Origin of the sequence: Noviherbaspirillum malthae (genome assembly GCF_015352985.1) — a bacterium.
GTDB lineage: Bacteria > Pseudomonadota > Gammaproteobacteria > Burkholderiales > Burkholderiaceae_D > Noviherbaspirillum > Noviherbaspirillum malthae.
Window position 1 is genome coordinate 1 of sequence record NZ_JACYXF010000030.1, and the last position, 13,019, is coordinate 13,019.

12 protein-coding genes and 1 pseudogene are annotated in these 13,019 nt (G+C 56.4%); 8 read left to right on the forward strand and 5 right to left on the reverse strand.

Features of this window, described 5'->3' with window-relative positions; all coding sequences use genetic code 11:
* Window positions 1-89: 89 nt before the first annotated feature.
* From IGW03_RS23565 to IGW03_RS23575, 3 genes are read right to left on the reverse strand one after another with little or no spacing between them, the layout of a single operon-like run.
* The gene (locus IGW03_RS23565; RefSeq protein WP_194724985.1) at window positions 90-440 is read right to left on the reverse strand and encodes an FAD-dependent oxidoreductase; all 351 of its coding nucleotides are present in this window, start codon (window positions 438-440) and stop codon (window positions 90-92) included.
* Window positions 441-461: 21 nt separating this feature from the next.
* Window positions 462-788, reverse strand: coding sequence for a non-heme iron oxygenase ferredoxin subunit (locus IGW03_RS23570; RefSeq protein ID WP_194724986.1), 327 nt, complete (start codon window positions 786-788; stop codon window positions 462-464).
* A 55-nt stretch (window positions 789-843) separates the two neighbouring features.
* Window positions 844-1,980 carry an aromatic ring-hydroxylating oxygenase subunit alpha gene (locus IGW03_RS23575; RefSeq protein WP_194724987.1) on the reverse strand — a complete coding sequence of 379 codons (1,137 nt, stop codon included), beginning with the start codon at window positions 1,978-1,980 and terminating at the stop codon, window positions 844-846.
* 178 nt (window positions 1,981-2,158) lie between these two features.
* On the opposite strand from IGW03_RS23575, the gene IGW03_RS23580 reads away from it, so the two are divergent.
* On the forward strand, window positions 2,159-3,529 hold the full coding sequence (locus IGW03_RS23580; RefSeq protein ID WP_194724988.1) for a citrate/2-methylcitrate synthase: 1,371 nt from the start codon (window positions 2,159-2,161) through the stop codon (window positions 3,527-3,529).
* On the opposite strand, the gene IGW03_RS23585 is transcribed toward IGW03_RS23580, so the two are convergent.
* Window positions 3,526-4,440 carry a LysR family transcriptional regulator gene (locus tag IGW03_RS23585; RefSeq protein WP_194724989.1) on the reverse strand — a complete coding sequence of 305 codons (915 nt, stop codon included), beginning with the start codon at window positions 4,438-4,440 and terminating at the stop codon, window positions 3,526-3,528. The genes IGW03_RS23580 and IGW03_RS23585 overlap by 4 nt on opposite strands.
* A 212-nt stretch (window positions 4,441-4,652) precedes the next feature.
* On the opposite strand from IGW03_RS23585, the gene IGW03_RS23590 reads away from it, so the two are divergent.
* The 7 genes from IGW03_RS23590 (at window position 4,653) to IGW03_RS23615 (ending at window position 11,366) form a co-directional block, all read left to right on the forward strand.
* Entirely contained in the window at window positions 4,653-6,344 is a 1,692-nt protein-coding gene (locus tag IGW03_RS23590; protein WP_194724990.1) for an FAD-dependent oxidoreductase, read from the forward strand.
* Between the two features lie 84 nt (window positions 6,345-6,428).
* Complete coding sequence (locus tag IGW03_RS23595; RefSeq protein ID WP_194724991.1) at window positions 6,429-7,448, forward strand: Bug family tripartite tricarboxylate transporter substrate binding protein; 1,020 nt, start codon at window positions 6,429-6,431, stop codon at window positions 7,446-7,448.
* Window positions 7,449-7,782: 334 nt separating this feature from the next.
* Window positions 7,783-8,913, forward strand: coding sequence for a porin (locus IGW03_RS23600; RefSeq protein WP_194724992.1), 1,131 nt, complete (start codon window positions 7,783-7,785; stop codon window positions 8,911-8,913).
* Window positions 8,914-9,227: 314 nt separating this feature from the next.
* Complete coding sequence (locus IGW03_RS38260) at window positions 9,228-9,614, forward strand: winged helix-turn-helix domain-containing protein (RefSeq protein WP_228536002.1); 387 nt, start codon at window positions 9,228-9,230, stop codon at window positions 9,612-9,614.
* A 38-nt stretch (window positions 9,615-9,652) separates the two neighbouring features.
* Entirely contained in the window at window positions 9,653-10,180 is a 528-nt protein-coding gene (locus tag IGW03_RS38265) for an IS630 family transposase (RefSeq protein WP_228536010.1), read from the forward strand.
* A 347-nt stretch (window positions 10,181-10,527) separates the two neighbouring features.
* A complete protein-coding gene (locus tag IGW03_RS23610; RefSeq protein WP_194724994.1) occupies window positions 10,528-10,950 on the forward strand; it encodes a helix-turn-helix domain-containing protein in 423 nt (140 codons plus the stop codon).
* Window positions 10,947-11,366 (forward strand): IS630 family transposase, encoded by a 420-nt coding sequence (locus IGW03_RS23615; protein WP_323745019.1) that lies wholly within the window; start codon window positions 10,947-10,949, stop codon window positions 11,364-11,366. The genes IGW03_RS23610 and IGW03_RS23615 overlap by 4 nt, the downstream gene beginning before the upstream one ends.
* Before the next feature lie 132 nt (window positions 11,367-11,498).
* Here IGW03_RS23615 and tnpC read toward each other — a convergent pair.
* Window positions 11,499-13,001, reverse strand: a pseudogene (gene tnpC, locus IGW03_RS23620) (IS66 family transposase); the annotation flags it as partial.
* Between the last annotated feature and the right edge of the window lie 18 nt (window positions 13,002-13,019).

Sequence of the window (13,019 nt, forward strand, 5' to 3'; positions counted from 1 at the left end):
TGTCACCGAACTGCTGCCGCATCGCTGGACGCCCGCCTAAACTTCTGCTCGTAGATTCGGTATCCCGTCAATGTGGGATGGCTGGGCGCTTACATAGAAAATGGCAGGGGACGTGGTCGTCCTCCGGTTGTCAGCACGAGCTTGTTATAGAAATAGGTGCTGCCGTCCTGACAGGTAACACTGCGTGCTCCACGATCAATGGATGCAACGTTTGTGCTGCGAACAAAGTTGATGTCCTGCTCGTGCAGCGTGTTCTCATCGATCACATAAGTCGGGGCTGCTTCACGGCCATTAAGGAGCCCCTTTGACAAAGGTGGACGTTCGTAAGGTGCGTGCGGCTCGTCGCCGATTAGCGTAATGGCTCCCTTAAAGCCTGAATCGCGCAGCGTTTGCGCAACCCATCCGCCTGCCTGACCTGCCCCGACAATGACTATACTCATGATCCTTACCTATGTATGCATTCAGTTGACTGGTTCCCGGCGCAGGTAAATGACGCCTTCTTTGACCTGTACATCGAAACACCGAATAGCTGCCTTGCAAGGGGCACCCACTGCTGCGCCGGTCCGAATATCGAACGTGCCTTCGTGTAGCGGGCATTCGATCAGAAAGTCGTCGACGATCATTCCGTCTGCCAGACTGGCTTCGCCATGCGAACATTTATTGGTCGTTGCAAATACCTTGCCCTCGACTTTGTACAAACAAACTTCAGTGTCTTCGACCTCGGCGGCTAGCGTTCCACCTTCGTCGATCTCTTCAATGTGCGCGACTTTGTCCCATTCATCGACCATTTCCGTCTCCTTATCGTCCTGCAGGCCGCCGGCCGGCGGCCTGCTCGACAGTTCTTCAGTTTGTCATCAAATCGATGTAGTGCTTTTCCATGTGGTGCAGCGCTTCTTCGAGCGGCGACATTGGACCGGACTTGAAAAACTTTGAGCCCGCAGTGTTCTGGAGCGATTCCACCATGACCGCGTCTTCAGCGATAATTTGCTTCACGAATTCGCGGTATTTCTTCAGCTCTTCGTCATAATTGGGAATGGAGAAGGCGGCTTCAGGAAAAAGCAGATAGCAGATGATGCGTGTCTTACTTGGAGAAATTGGCCAGACATGCCACATGCGGACGCTGTCTGCTCGCATCGACAGATTCAGGTTGGGATAGATTCCGGCTTTACAGGCGATGCCTGACGGCGCTTTGGTAGCCCACGGCAGAGTTGGGAATACTTGCTTGCCGCCTTTGGAATGTGGGCGGGCTTCGTAGCTGGTATGCCAGCCTCCATCTTTTTCCAGGTTGAACTTCAGCTTTTCTCCTTTGACGAAGCCGCCGAACGTGCTCGTGTGGATGACGCCGACATGGTAAATATCGATCAGGTTCTCGACTAGAAATTTCCAGTTGCAGGCGACATCGATAACGACTTTATCGGCCATCTTGCACTGGTCAGTCTGGAACCACCACAGGTTGCGCTCGTACGGTTCGATGAAATCTTCAAACGGCACGGGGTTGTCGGAGAAGTTGACGAAGATCCAACCACGCCAGATACGCATTTGCAAGCGGTGTAATGCGCTGCCCTTAAGATCGACCTCACAGGTCTTCATGCCGGGAGCGGATATTAGGGTGCCATCAATGTTGTATAGCCATGCATGATAGGGGCAGCTGAAATCTTGCGCATTGCCGCAGCCGGATGCGACTTCAACGCCGCGATGCAAGCACTGGTTCATGAATACTGAGATCTGGTCCGGGGCAGGGCGGGATATCACGATAGACTCGTTCATGACCTGAAATGTCATGTAATCGCCGACGTTCGGTACTTCCTCGGTGCGTCCAATCGAAAGCCAATGCGTCATGAAAATCTTTTCTTTCTCAAGCGCATAAATGTCTGCAGAGCTGTAGACCTCGCCAGGGAGGTGACGTGCCTGCGAGAGTTTCTTCTTCGTTTCTGTGAACTGCGGCTTCAACCGATCAAACTGGATGACTGCTTCTTGCATCGTGATCTCCATGAGTCGTTAATGTGACTTTGCGACGAAGGGTGGATGCCGCTTAGAAACGCTTGGGTTGCCTGCGGCACATCGGATGGATGTATAGTAGAGTATCGATCGATACATTGATAGATCGATTTATATATCAATGTATTCTCTGTCCTTGCTGCCTCTAGTGAAAGAAGTTATGAAGGTGAAAACGACAAACCATAAGCCAAACATCGGGCGTCGTACTACGAAGACCACTGCGACGCCGCAGGGTCTTCAGGACGCCCCCACGGCACAGCGCCCGCTTGCCCGTCAAATCAACGATGTGGAATATCTGGAGCGTGAAGAGGTACTCGCCTTGTTGGAGATCAAGAAGGAATCGCTGTACACCTACGTGAGCCGTGGCCTGATCAAGACTGCGCCCCATGGCGACAGTCGCCGGCGGTTATATCTGAAATCCGATGTCGAAAAGCTGAAAAGCCGTGCGGCTGACCGCGTTGGGGGGACGACTGGTGCCGCACCTGCCTTGCGCTATGGTGAGCCGATTGTGCAGACATGGGTTTGCGAAATTACGGACGAAGGCCCCCGTTATCGAGGTTATTTGGCGGTAGAGCTGGCGCGGGATGGCCGCACTTTCGAGTCCGTCGCTGAACTGCTTTGGACTGGAATCCAGAGCCCTCGCAACGTGGCGTGGGCAAGCCTGTGCCTCGATCAGGATGAGGCGGTATGGCTGGAGGCGTTGGGCAAAGAACTGTCGCCTTGTCGTGCCACCGACTATCTAGCGATGGCTGCAGCCCGCATGGGCGCTTCCGGCAGGCTCGTCAACGGGAAGACGAACCATAACCCAATCGCGACTGGAACACGCTTGATCCAAGTCTTTTCCGGTATCTCGGGTCTATTGGGGCCGGAGAGACGATTCGCATGCCCGCCCCCAGGACAATTCATCGCCCGGACGCTCGTGCGCGAACTCGGCGGCAATGGCAACGCGGCCGCAGTCGCTGCGGAGAGTGCCATCAATGCCGCACTGGTGCTGTCGGCAGACAATGAATTGACGGCACCGACGTTCGCGGCACGGATCTGCGCATCCACCGGTGCCGATCTGAGCGCCTGCGTGGCAAGCGCCATTCACGTGCAGTCGGGGCCCATGCAGGTGGGCGGCACGGAAGAAGTGGAATGGATGTTTGACAATGTCGCTGCAGGCGCCGACGGCGAACAACTTGCGTTGTCGACCTATCCGACTGCCGACTTGCCTTGCTTTTACCACCCGTTATATGCACGGGATAGGCGCGCAGAACTCATTGTGTCGCTTGCCCGCCAGCTGACTCCGGCTCAGGCGCCGGCAATGCGTGTGCTCGAATTCATTGACCGGATTGATAGAGAAAATGGCCAATACCCGAATCTATACGCGGCATTGGTAACTCTCAGTGTCGCGCTCGGCTTTCCGAAGGGTAGCGCGGCGTTGATTCATACGATCGGTCGCACCGCAGGCTGGATTGCCCATTCGGTAGAGCAGCAGCTCAACGGCGCCATGCTTCGACCGCGCGCGAAGTATATGGGCGCGCGCCGTTAGTCAACGCTGGTCTTGCTCGCGTCCAATGCGATAACAGCTGCAATCGTCTTGCGCAGCCATTGGTTGGCCGGATCGTGGTGGTTGCGCTCATGCCAGAACTGCCGCACCTCCGCCGTAGGCATGTCGAAGGGCAAGGGATACACTTTAAGATTCGCAAGGCCTCGGGCCGTATTTTGTGGGACGCTCGCGATCAAGTCGGTTTCTGCAACCACTTTTGCGGCAATATGGTATTGCGCGACCTCCAACCGGATATTGCGCCGCGCGTGTCGTTGCGAAAGCGCGTTTTCCACCAGTGGCTCGGTATTGCCGGTCCTGACGAATACATGACCCGCAGCCAGATATTGCTCAAGTAGCAAAGCCGCACCGATCACTGGATGATCGGCGCGAGCGATGCATGAATAGCTGTCATCAAACAAGCGCTGCTGATAGTAGCCCGCCTTGAGGAAATCCAAGTTGCCGACAGCTAGATCGGCGGTCCCGCTTTCCATGGCTTGCGCGTATTCGCTGCGCGGCAGACGGATTGCCTGGATCTTTATGCCCGGTGTCGTTGCATATAGTGCCTGGATCAGTTTGGGCAATACGACGGCTTCTCCAATGTCGGACATCAGGAGCGAGAACGTTCGCTCGGAATGCTCCGCGTTGAATCCGAAGGGCTGTGAAAAGCCGTTCTCGAGAGTCTGGAGTGCTTCCAGGACTGGTCCTGCCAAGATATCGGCCAGGGCGGTCGGTACCATTCCACCTCTGGTGCGCACAAAAAGAGGGTCATCGCAACTGCTGCGCAATCGACTGAGGGCGTTGCTCATTGCTGACTGGGTCAGCCCGACTTCGTTAGCCGCCCGCGACACATTACGTTGCCGATATAAGGCCGCGAAAACCGGCAACAGGTTGAGATCAAGCTTATGCAGATTCATTATTCGATTTCAACGATTCGGTCGTCCGGTTTCTGTGAAATATTTACAGCATCAATACTATACCTTTCCAATATCCATTGGACGATATAAACCGGAACTGGGACCATGTTACCAACCAAGCCGAGAACCTCTCGTGCAAGACCCCTGAGAATGTGCAGATGCGTGACGGCCAATGTGACGCTTTGCCGATTAACGTGGAATGGAGTTGTTACATGGAATCTTTGATTGAAGTCCCGGTATTGATTGTGGGAGGCGGGCCGGTGGGTCTGGCCATGGCTATTGAGCTGTCTCACCGGGGGATCGAATGCATGCTGGTGGAGCGCAGCGACGGCACGATCGAGCATCCAAGAACTGGGTTAGTAGCGGTCAGGACAATGGAAGCGTTCCGGCGCTGGGGATTTGCAGAGCGCGTGCGTAATTGTGGTTTTCCCGATGACTACGACCTTTCCATGGTGTTCTGTACCAGTTTGAACGGCCTAGTGCTGGAACGAGAGGCTTATCCCAGCATGAAGGAAGCGCCAACGCCGCCGGAAACTCCGGAAAAAAAGCAGCGCTGTCCGCAGATGTGGCTGCAGCCTATCATGGCGGACGTCGCGTGGGAGAGCCGCGGCGTCAATATCAAATATCGCCACCAGTTCGTATCGTTCGAGGACCAGGGAACCTCCGTGGATACGCAATTGACTGAGCTTGACTCCGGCAAATCCGTGACAGTGCGCAGCCAGTATCTGATTGGTTGTGATGGAGCGGCGAGCAAGGTACGCGAAGCGCTCGACATCGGCATGCAAGGAAAGCTTCTCAGCTATTCGGTCAATATCTTGATGCGCGCTCCTGGTCTGATTAACTATCACAGCATGGGCGAAGGTGAGCGTTATCTGTTCGTCGGTCCCGAAGGAACATGGGGCAACCTGACGGTCGTGGACGGCAACGAGATATGGCGGCTTACTGTATTGGGTTCCGAGCAAAAGCTGGATCTTTCGACATTCGATGCCGATGCCTATGTCAGACGTGCATTCGGCCGCGGCGACATTCCATTCGAGGTACTTTCCGTGGTCCCCTGGCGCCGCAGCGAAATGCTGGCCGACCGTTATCGGGCGGGCCGCGTTCTCCTGGCGGGAGACTCGTTGCACACCATGTCTCCCACCGGTGGCATGGGCATGAACACCGGTATTCAGGAAGTGCTGGATCTTGGCTGGAAGTTGCAGGCCGTCCTCCAAGGATGGGGCGACGATGCGCTCCTCGACAGCTATGAGATCGAGCGCCGCCCGATTGCCCTGCGCAATATCGAATTCTCAAGCGCGAACTTCCGGGCATGGCTGGATGCGCCAGACCCAGCGGCTGTCTGCGACGATACGCCTGAAGGAGAGAGGGTGCGGCGTGAAATCGGCAAGCGCATGCGCGACTCCACCCGGGTGGAATGGGAATCACTCGGATTGCAGATCGGATACCGGTATGAGGATTCTCCGATCTGCGTGCCGGATGGAACGCCGCCTTTGCCCGATGATTACTCCCATTACCAGCCTACGACACGCCCTGGCTCACGCGCGCCGCACGCATGGCTGCCTGATGGTCGCTCGACTCTGGACTTGTTCGGCAAGGACTTCGTACTGGTCGCGTTTTCTTCTGCATCCTGTTCCGACATCGACAAGCTAGCCAAAGCGTTCAGCGAGAAAAAGGTGCCGTTATCCATGGTTAGGCTTGCAGACCCGACCATCGAACAGCTTTATGAACGTTGCCTGGTCCTGGTCCGTCCGGATGGACATGTTGCCTGGCGCGGAAATGCAGTCGTTGATGCGGGGCTAATTGCCGACACCGTTCGTGGAGCCGCCGCACACCGGCACGGAACGGCATTGCAATCCCGCGATGGGGCAAACGCAAACACCGGATCTTTAACGACTGCGGCATAACCGCATGGTTTTACTCGTATTCGGCTAGCCGTCGACCATGCTGCACCTAAGTCGACGTAATAGCTAACACATAAGGAGACGACGATGAAGTTTCGATACGAACAATCCAATGCCAAGGGAAACCCGAAGCGCGTGTCTAGTCTTGTGGCCAGTCTTGTGCTCTGCCTGGCCGCGGTGACACCGGGCAGCCAAGCGCAAACGAACTTCCCTGAAAAGACGGTCAAGCTTATCGTGCCGTTCACTCCCGGCGGCAGCAATGACGTGATTGCCCGGATCGTCGGTGAAAAGCTCAGTCAGTACTGGGGCCAACCGGTAATTGTTGAAAACAAGCCGGGGGCCGGCGGTAACGTCGGTGCCGGTTTCGTGGCCAATAGCGCTGCGGATGGATACACCTTGCTGGTGGCGGCGAATAATGTGTTGACAATAAACCCCAGCCTCTATTCTCGCGTCAACTTCAATCCAGTCAAGGATTTCGCCCCTGTTTCCCTGTTGGGTTCGGTGCCCATGTTGCTCGTCGTGAATCCATCGCTCAAGGTCAACAATGTTAAGGAATTGATCGCCACAGCCAAGACTACGCCCAATGGCGGGCTCAGCTATGCCTCCGCAGGCATAGGCACACCGCATCATCTGGCTGCCGCGATGTTCTCTTCCATGGCAAACGTACCGATGGTTCACGTTCCTTACAAAGGAGCCGGCCCAGCGGTAACTGATGTTCTTAGTGGATTGGTGCCTGTGATGTTCGGCGCCTCCAATACGCTTTTGCCCCATATCAAGACCGGCGGATTCAAAGCCTTGGCAGTGACGGGCAATCAGCGCCTGCCGATGCTGCCCGATGTACCTACCGTCGCGGAATCCGGTCTGCCCGGCTATTATGCGGACATCTGGGTCGGCTTGGTGGCTCCCGCAGGCGTACCTGAACCTATTATTGCCAAGATAAATGCCGATGTGACGCGCGCGCTCAAAGATCCCGCCGCAAGAGCCTCGCTTGCACAGCAGGGCTTAATCCCGGCATTCAATTCGCCTTCCGAATTCTCCGACCTTATCAAGAAGGATCTGGCACGATGGAGCAAGGTTGTTAAGGAGAGCGGAGCGAAGGCGGACTGATCAGCCCGCGCTGTTCACGCCGTTATCAATTCGGCTAAATAGCTTGGCTACTTCAGTGAGCCTCCATGACAGGTGAGTTTGGTCGCTCCGGACCACCATCCACCATCGAATAACAACGTGTGCCGTCTCCATACACACGGCGGCACCTTGCCTCAACTGTACTTCGGACGCCGCTTGTTCGGCGGCCTGACCCACCATCGGAACTCAATGTCAATTTCTTCATCGGCATGAACAGGACGTTCATGCCGGTCGCGGGTTTGCGGCTGTTCCATGTCCAATGGACGGCATCGGAAAACCTATTTCAAACAAACCGATATTAAATCGAGGAGAACCAATGAAAAGAAGTTTGATCGGCATTCCATGCTTACGTAACAGACTCATTGTCTGCGGCATCGCTGCTATCAGTCTGATGTCAGGCCATGTCCTTGCCCAGTCGAACGTGACTGTGTACGGCGTGGTCGATGCGGCGGTGGAATATTCCCGGCAAGGCGATGGCGGAATGACTCGCCTGCAATCGGGCGGCTACCAGGGAAACAGACTCGGTTTCCGGGGAAGTGAAGATCTAGGTGGAGGGGTGAGGGCAGTCTTTAATTTGGAAAACGGTTTTGCGGTCGATAATGGAACATTTACGCAAGGCGGGCGTCTTTTTGGCAGGCAGGCATTCGTTGGCCTGGAAGGGGCTTGGGGAGTGATAACAGCGGGACGGCATCAATCGCCGTATTACTACTCGATGCTGAATCAGGATGCATTTCAGTGGGCCATGAACGGCGGCCTGCTGGCGCTCACCCGGACGTCCGGCGCTGCGCGCGCCACATCACCGTTACTCTCGGTGTATGGCACGCTCGGACGGATAGATAACTCCGTGCTCTATACCTCTCCAGTCGTTGGTGGCCTGTCAGCCCGGCTCATCTATGGATTCGGCGAAGTTGCCGGCGATAGCGCAGCTGGCAGAGCAGCCGGAGCTAGCCTGCGTTATCAAAACGGCCCTCTGGATCTCAATGTTGTCTATATTGAGAACAATGATGCGTTTGACCGCGGTGGTCAAAAAGCGATGAACATAGGCGGCAGCTATGCTTTGGGAAAAGCCAAGGTTTATGCTGGATATCTGCGGGAGACCAGCAGAACAGCGACGTCGGCTGTGGCGGCACTTCCGCAGGAAACCAGATTCGACCTCTACAACATAGGGCTGCGTTTCCAGACGACGGCTAACCTGACACTCATTGGGCAGGTTATACGCCTTCGCGACCGCAGTGAAGGATTGACAATCGACCGCGATGGAACATCCATTGCATTCGGGGGAGAGTACGCGCTCTCCAAACGTACCTTGGTATATGCGTCTGTAGGGTCTATCGAAAATCAGAACGGCTCAAGTTATTCACTCGGAACAGGAACGGCCGCTGGTGGCCCAGTGACCGGCGATCCTCGAGCCAGAGCAGCCAGCATCGGCGTCAGGCATACGTTCTGAAGTCCTATGAAAAGTCCAGAGCTTAAATGGAACTGCCAGGATCTACGCAAGCCGCACAAACAGGTAGCTGGACTTCCAATACTCTACTCGAAAGCGATAGCGCGATGGATGTTGGAATAGTGCTCACCTAAATTCGTTAATTTCGGCTATTTTATGGAATAGCCGAAATTTCTTCATACAAGAGATATCTTTAAGAAGAAGTACGGAACAAGACATCCTAGAGCATTTTCGTGTTGAGGTGCACCATTAAAAGTGGTGAATCTACAGCCGGCCCAAGAAGTCAAACTCTCACTCACGGTGAAGCGGGGGCTGTCATGGCATGGCATCTTGGTCAAGCCTATGGGCAAGATTTACGTGATCGCGTATTGCGGGCCGAGGGCAGTATCCGAGAAGTCGCGGCTCGCTTTGGCGTGAGTCATTCCTACGTGTCGCGAGTGCGCTCCCGACGACGACGCCTCGGCGAAGACACGCCTGGCGTGCAGTGCAGCCACAGGCACCTCAAACTGACCGGCTTCGAACAGGTGCTCATCGACAAGGTCAATGCCGTCAATGATCTCACCCTCAAGCAGCTCTGCGCCTGGCTCGAAGCCGAGCATGGGATGCGGGTCGGTATCTCCACGCTCTGGAAGACGCTGGCTCGACTGGGCATCAGCCTTAAAAAAAGACGCTCCATGCATCCGAGCAAACGCGCCCGGACGTAGCGCAGGCCCGACAGACCTGGCAGGCAGAACAACCTGAACTGGAAGTCGAGCATCTGGTGTTCCTGGATGAAACCTGGGCCAGCACCAATATGACGCCGACCCGAGGACGTTCACCGATTGGCACGCGCTGTCTTGGGCGGACGCCTTATGGCCACTGGAAAACAACAACAGTGGTGTGCGCCTTGCGCTGCGATGGCCTGGTGGCGCCTTGGGTGATCGACGGACCTATCAACGGTCAGACATTCCGCACTTGGGTCGAAGAAGTGTTGGTGCCGGTGCTGCACCCTGGCGATATCGTGGTGTTGGACAATCTGGGCTCACACAAGGTGGCCGGCATCGAAGCGGCAATGGCCGCCGCCGGTGCGCAATTGCGTTACCTGCCGCCCTACAGTCCAGACTTCAATCCTATTGAGCAGGTATTCTCCAAGATGAAAACATCTCTGCGAGCAGCAGCCAAACGCACCATCGAGGACCTCTGGTCGGTCATTGGAGAATTAATGGACGCCTTCGCTCCGGATGAGTGTGAGCGATATATCCGCCATGCCGGCTATGGCAAGTCAACGTGAAAATGCTCTAGGGATAATGTCGCGTTATCGGCATCCGAACAAAATTCAATACTGCTCCGAAACCGTATCCAACGTTCTATCGCAAAGGCGTTAATTTTGAACGCTTTATTTACCAATTTATTGCAATTCGCCAAATAACTGAAAAGCCAGCCGCACGCTTCAATGGCGTATGGAGATGGCCTGTAAGGTTCAGGGGGACGAGTAATAACAATCTGCCATTGTAGAAACGCTGCGGCCAAGGCCTTCGTTGTCACCATAGCCCCTACAGCGTGTTGCATGAATTCATCTGGAATTCGCGATAGGCTTTCTTGTCAAAGAATTGTTGCCATTTATATCTTTGACGGATCATGGCCTCTCCTTATTCTCTGGATTTGCGGCAGAAGATTCTGCAGGCCCACGAACGCGGTATGGGTTCTCAACGTGAAATTGCCGAGTTCTTTGGTGTCAGTTTATCGTTCGTGGAAAAGTTGCTGCAGCGGGTGCGTTGCACCGGCAATGCCGCTGCTAAAAAGCAAGGACGTGGCCCGAGCACGCGCTTGGATGACACCGCACAGGCCCATGTTCGCCTTTTGGTTGAACAGCAGCCCGATATTACGCTGGCTGAATTAGCCGATCAGGTTGACCAGTTGAGCGGCGTGCGTGTGAGCCGGTCAACCCTTTGCCGGTTATTGCAGCGGCTGCGCATGCCGCTTAAAAAAAGACCGTCCATGCATGTGAGAGAGATACCCCGCGAGTCCGTCGGGCCCGTCGCCAATACCGCAGGAAGATAGCCCGCCATTCGTCGCGCCGGTTGAAGTTTATCGACGAGACCGGCTGCAATATTGCCATGACGCGTCGCCGCGGGCGCGCAACACCTGGTGTTCGCGTCGAGGATGCCGTACCAAAGAACTTCGGTCGCAATGTGACTGTGCTGGGAGCGTTGTCCTGCCATGGCCTGGAAGCGGTCATGACCGTCGATAGCGCCACCGATGCCACGGTGTTCCGTACTTATGTCAATCATGTTCTGATACCGACCTTGCGGCCAGGCGATGTCGTGGTGATGGATAACTTGAGTGCACACAAAGTCGCCGGTATTGAACAAGCCATTGAAGGTGTCGGGGCCACCTTAATCTATCTGCCACCTTACTCGCCAGAGTTCTCGCCCATTGAAAACTGCTGGTCCAAGCTTAAGACCAAACTAAGGTAAGCGGTAGTTTCTCCACACTGGATTAAGAATCGATCGCATCAAGGGCGAGCGAGAACGCATCGCGACGATCGCTTTGATCGGCGATGAGCAGATATCGGCAGTTGGATCGCCTGGGTAATTGGCGCGTTCAGTCTACGATGTGGCCGCCCTGGCTTTGAGCTGTTCGGCATAGCGGAACGGAAGCAGGTCTGTGACGTCTGCCTCCGGGGAACGTTGCGGCAACTCGGTGAGCACATGCAGCAGATACTCGTAGGGCTCGACGCCACACGCGCGGCAGGTCAGCATCAGGCTGTACACCATCGCGCTGGCTTTCGCACCGGCCACACTGTCACTGAACAGCCATGATTTCCTTCCGGTACAGAAGGGGCGGATATCCCGCTCGATGACGTTGTTGTCGATCGCGGCTCGCCCATCCGTCACATACCGGCTCAGGTAATCCCACTGGTTGCGCGCATAGGCAATGGCTTTGCCCAGCAGGCTTTTAGGCAGTGTCTGCGGTGCCAGCTCGTCCAGCCATGCCTTGAACGCATCAAGCAGCGGCACGCTGTGCTGTTGGCGCAGCCGGTAGCGGTAGTCCGCGCGCGTTTGACCTGCGGGCACCTGCGCCTTGGCCAGCGTCTCGACCTGATACAGTGCCTGGAAGTACGCCAGCGCCTGCGCCGCCCGGCCGCCGGGCTTTTTCTGTGCCTTGAGCGCCTCCATGAACATGCGTCTGGCATGGGCCAGGCAACCAAACTGCGTCGGCCCCTCCAGCGTGCGCCAGGCGGCGTAGCCATCGGTCATCAACATGCCGTCATAGCCGGCCAGCATGGCCTGCGGATATTGCTGTCCGCGACCCGGCTGGTAGTCGAACAGCACCACCGGTTCGGCGCAGTCCTCGGCACTGCGGTACACCCACATGTACGACGTACTCTGCGCTGCACGGCCCGGCTCCTTAAGCACCTGTACCGTCGTCTCGTCGCCATGGATGAGCGGCTGCGACAGCAACGTCTTGCGCAGCGCATCGACCAGCCGCTGGTAGTGCAGCTCGGCCGGTCGGATGATCCAGTTGGCCAGCGTGCCGCGGCCGACCGCGATCCTGGCACGCGCCAGTACCTCCTCCATCCGGTACAGCGGCGTGCCGTCAACGAACTTGCCGGTGGTGACCGCAGCGAGCATGGACGCACCCGCGTGGCTGCCCGGCAGCGGTTGCGCCGGCATGGGCGCCGTCACGATGGGGGTGCGAACGCCGTGGCGCTCGCAATGGCGGCACGCATACTTCAACCGGGCATGCTGCAGTACCGAGGCCTTGACCTCAATGTGCAGCTGCTCGGTTACTTCCTCACCCATGCGGTGCAGCGCGCCACTGCAGCAGGGGCAGATCTTGCGGTCTTCGGGCAGGTCGTATTCGATGCGCGTACGCGGCAGATTGGCCGGCAAGGGCTTGCGGCCCCGTTTGGCGGGTACAGGCGCATCGGCCGGCGGCAGCCCGGTTTCGGGCAACACGAATGCGTCATCGCCATCCTCATTGTTGGCGTTTGCCTGGGCCGCCTGCTCGGCCTCATCGAACACGCGGTCCTTGAGCTTCTCGCTGCTGGGGGCGAAGCGCTTGCTCTGGGCCAGGCGGAATTGCTCTTCGAGCAGCAGGATGCGTTCGTTCGTAAGCGGTCATTT